Source organism: Areca yellow leaf disease phytoplasma (assembly GCF_041920595.1).
The window spans coordinates 26,792-31,068 of record NZ_CP169277.1; the positions used below are offsets into that span (position 1 = coordinate 26,792).

Annotated in this window: 2 protein-coding genes; both read left to right on the forward strand. The window is 32.9% G+C overall.

The window, feature by feature from the left end:
- Nucleotides 1–1,259 precede the first annotated feature (1,259 nt).
- Nucleotides 1,260–1,547 (forward strand): ECF transporter S component, encoded by a 288-nt coding sequence (locus ACEW7V_RS00175; RefSeq protein WP_374695490.1) that lies wholly within the window; start codon nucleotides 1,260–1,262, stop codon nucleotides 1,545–1,547.
- Between the two features lie 377 nt (nucleotides 1,548–1,924).
- On the forward strand, nucleotides 1,925–2,071 hold the full coding sequence (locus ACEW7V_RS00180; RefSeq protein ID WP_374695491.1) for a hypothetical protein: 147 nt from the start codon (nucleotides 1,925–1,927) through the stop codon (nucleotides 2,069–2,071).
- Nucleotides 2,072–4,277: the final 2,206 nt, after the last annotated feature.

Genomic DNA, 4,277 nt, shown 5'->3' on the forward strand with positions numbered 1-4,277 from the left:
GTAGCGTTCAGTTGCGTATTGCTATTAAGTTCGTTTAAGTTTGAGGTCAATATAAAGACTTAAATTTTTTCAATTAACAAAATGGTTTTTGAATTGGTAACTTTTGTTAGTAATTTTAATTTGTAAAGTTTTGAAAAATTTTCTAAAAAGCTTGTTGCAAATTTACGAAATCTTGGAGGATAGTTGAAAATTGAGGATACAACTTCTAATTCTAAATTTAATTTACAATTGATATTGGATTATTGTCTTAAATGACGTGTTTTAATAATTAAGTTTTTAAGATTTTCAAAATCAGCTAAGACATCTAAATTACAATAAGAAGTTTTTGCAAAGTGGTTTGGCTCCGTATTCCGTTTCATTGTCAAAATTTTCATAGAGAATCAGTTACCAAGGATCAAAAGGATATGAAGTTGCAAAAATATGTTTACATCATATAAACTAAAAATTTTGACTGTTGTACAAGTTTTGAAAATCTTAAAAACTTAATTATTAAAACACGTCATTTAAGACAAGAATCCAATATCAATTGTAAATTAAATTTAGAATTAGAAGTTGCATCTCAATTTTCAACTATCCTCCAAGATTTCCATTAAATTTGCAACAAGCTTTAGAAAAATTTTTCAAAACTTTACAAATTAAAATTACTAACAAAGTTACTAATTCAAAAAAAAAAACTATTTGGTTAATTGGAAAAAATTCTAAGTCTTTATATTGACCTCAAAACCCTAAACGAACTTAATGAAACCAAATTTGAAAGGAAAACTAATTTTTACAACAAAAATATCCTTCTTAAAGAAATTAAAAGAAGTGAAACCATTTTAAATAATCCATCTTTCTTGCAAAAAAGCCGCAAGTGCCAAAATTGAAATTGAAAAAAGAAATATGAAAGTTATTGTAAGCAATATCAAAATTGTTAGAAAGTAAAAACAATTCTAATCCGCTAAATCCCAACAAAAAAATAAAAAATTTAAATAAAAATTATAAATGAATAATTTAAGCTTTGAAATTAAAAAAACATTACAAGCAAAACCCCAACCCACTAATATTTTCCAAACCCAAACCATTTATTAAAGGAACTAACCAATGTCAAAAGATAATTCTATTAAAAAAACTGTTACTATAGGACTGAGTACAAGTGATATATTTTTGTTTTAAGTTGTTTTGCCTCATTCCTGTGGGATTTAATGTAAATGATGAAACTTTGATCGCTTTCTTAGCTTTCATTGCTGTTGCTTTTGGTCCTGCGGTTGGTTTTATGTATGGGACTTATAGGACACACCATTAAAAGGATTTTATTTTGTTTGGAAATATTTTGGAATTGGGTTTTATGCTCTGCTCTTATTGGATTTATTTACGGATTGCCGCATAAAATAATTGATCTTAAATATCAAGTGTTTACCAAGAAAAAAAATGTTTACTTTTGGCTTTATCAGGTCGCTTGTAATTTTATAATTTGGGGTTTTTTTGCTCCTCAAAGTGATTTATTGATTTACGGACAACCACTTAAACTAGATTTATTTACAAAGTTTTTTGATAGTAATTTCTAATATTTTAGCTTATAGTGTAGTAGGAATTAAATTAATGTCTATGTATTCTTGTCATTACACTAAACAAACTACTTTAATTAAAATTAATAATTCTTAAATATTTTTTAAACATCCTTAATCAATTTTTTTATTTTATAACTTCAAAGAGGAACTTTATGCCAAAACCATTAATCATTTTTAAAAGATTTTAGTTTTCAATATTATAGCCAACAAACGCCAACTCTAAATCAAATTAAATTTTAACTATTTATGAAGGACAAAAGTTTGATTGTGGTAAATGGTAGAAAATTTGATCTACTTTTTTGAAATGTATTAATGGTTTGATTCTATAGTTATCAAGGAAAAATTACAGGTACTATGACAGTAAGGATGAAGTCTTGACACAAACCAATATCTTTGATCTAATATCTTTGGATGTAGGTACCATTATACAAGATACAGATAATCAATTTGTAGGTTTAACAGTAGCAGAAGATATAGCTTTTGCCTTGGAAAATGATGGTTTGCCTCAAAGTGAAATATGAGTCAAAAAGTAAATATGGGGGCAATAAGATTTAGGATTGCAATCCTTTTTTAGATTGCAACCACAAGAACTTTCTGAAGGTCACAAGCAATTAGCATCGATGGCAGGAGTTTTAATTTATAATCCTTCTATTTTGTTATTTGATGAATCTCTATCAATCTTGATCCTGTTTCAAGAGCCAAAATGACTGCTTTAATAAAAACTATTCATCTCAAATACTATCTGACTATTTTAGTTATTTGAACATTATTTAGAAGATATTTTAGATGATTCCTTTTGATAGGGTAATAGTATTTGAAGATGAAAAAAATTATTTATGACAATTCTCCCCAAAAAATTAATTTTTAGAAAATATTTTAACTAAATCAAGGTATCCAAGAACCAACTTATATTAGTGCTTTGAAAAAGGTTGGTATCAATTTGGGAAACGCTTCCTTATTTATTAAATTTGCCTGCCTTACAATCCTTAGATTTTTATCTCAATATTTTTCCAATCTACCAACAAATTTAAAAAATGTGCTATTTCTCAAAACGACCCAAACTCAATTATTGCCTCCTTTTTCACCAAACAATTTGCCCAAAGTTTTTCCTTTCGTCATTGGAAACTCCTTACACTTCCCCTTTTCTAAGGAAGGAAGCTAACGATAGATGCTTAATATGCTCTCGTACTTTCCCCCCTTCCTGGCGTGCCCATCTGTTAGCATAGAATCCCCTTTCCGACCGAACGGAGCTACCGAATCATAGGTTCGCTCCCCTTGGTTCACCTGCAAAATAGACCTGGCCTGGATTACAAGCCCCACATGGATATTCGACGCCAAGTTGTAGACGGGTTTCAAGAATGAATGAAAAAGATTCTGAGAGAAATGGCGAGGAAAGAAACTTGTTTTTTCAGGATTTCATTGTGCCTATCTCGAGTATCCCCTCTTACCAGTATTTATATCGACTGGTCCGGCCTGCGGCTTCGTCCTCTTTTCTACGATTACGATGGAGGCTAATTGATTTTCTTTTGACCGTAACCATGGATGGTTATTGAACGTCTAGGCCAGAGCGTAGACGTCACGTTGGAGTTAGTGGCCACGTAGCCACTTCGACACAGTTGTACTTTGGAGATGATAGTTAGGCAGCCGATTGTAACCGTTGCCCCCCCATGTTCATGAGTTTGCAGTTGGTCGAAGATCTGTCTCTGGACCTCTTCTTCAAGAATGGCCGTTGCTGGATCGGAGAGGTGTCTTCGTCTTGAGACGCCTTCGGATTGGTACCCGTCACTGAGGCCGAAGGCTATGTCTTCGGCCGGGACCGAAGATCATGTCTTTCGCCGGGACCGAGGGCCATATCTTCAACTGGAGCTAAGGGTTATGTCTTCGGCTGAATCCGAAGATCACATCATCGCCTTGCCCATTAATCATTCAACTTCCCCTGAACGCTTTGGTTCGAGATGTCTGGTTCAAGAGAGAGTGCACGTGCGATCGAACCGGTAATTGATTTATACCTGAACCAACATATCCTAATCATCAACACCAACAAAGGCAACAAGCAAGCAAGTAATAATGACGAGATTCAAGAGTAGGTCACAACAGGAAAGAGTTCGAATAGGCTTTCCACGGCATCAGCTTAATTGGTGCAACCCAAAGGCTATCAGATTGTACCAGAGCATCATTGAAACATGAAAGAGCTCAAAGGAGTCAGAATTCATCCATTATATTTTATGACTGTGGGAAAAAAAAAAGAGTACTGTGGCTACAGCCATTATAACCGCTCCTTTTAAACAAAATATAAGCATTCACAGCATTTTGGTTGTGTAGTTCCACTTCTATCACACCACAGGCAATCATTCTCATATTATATAGGGAAAAAGACATACAATCCTTTAGGAAAGCTGAAGCTACAGTCTCGCAACATCACCATAAAAATGTCATTCTAAATATTAAGATATTACCTTAGAAAAACAACCTGAGTTTCTTCTTACTAGAAAGATTTTCAACTACACTGTAGAACAGTGACCTTTCATTTCTCTTCACTGGTCGCTAATCTGCAATCTTTTACCATAAGTTCCAATCAGAGCAAAACAATCTGACAATCATGATGGACCAGAAATTCATGTTTACCTGAACCATTCTTTAGGATGTTCATCTTCTTCTTTCACATGTTTACACACCTCTATGATGATTTGACACAGTAAATCAAGAAGCATTTACTTTCGCAACTGT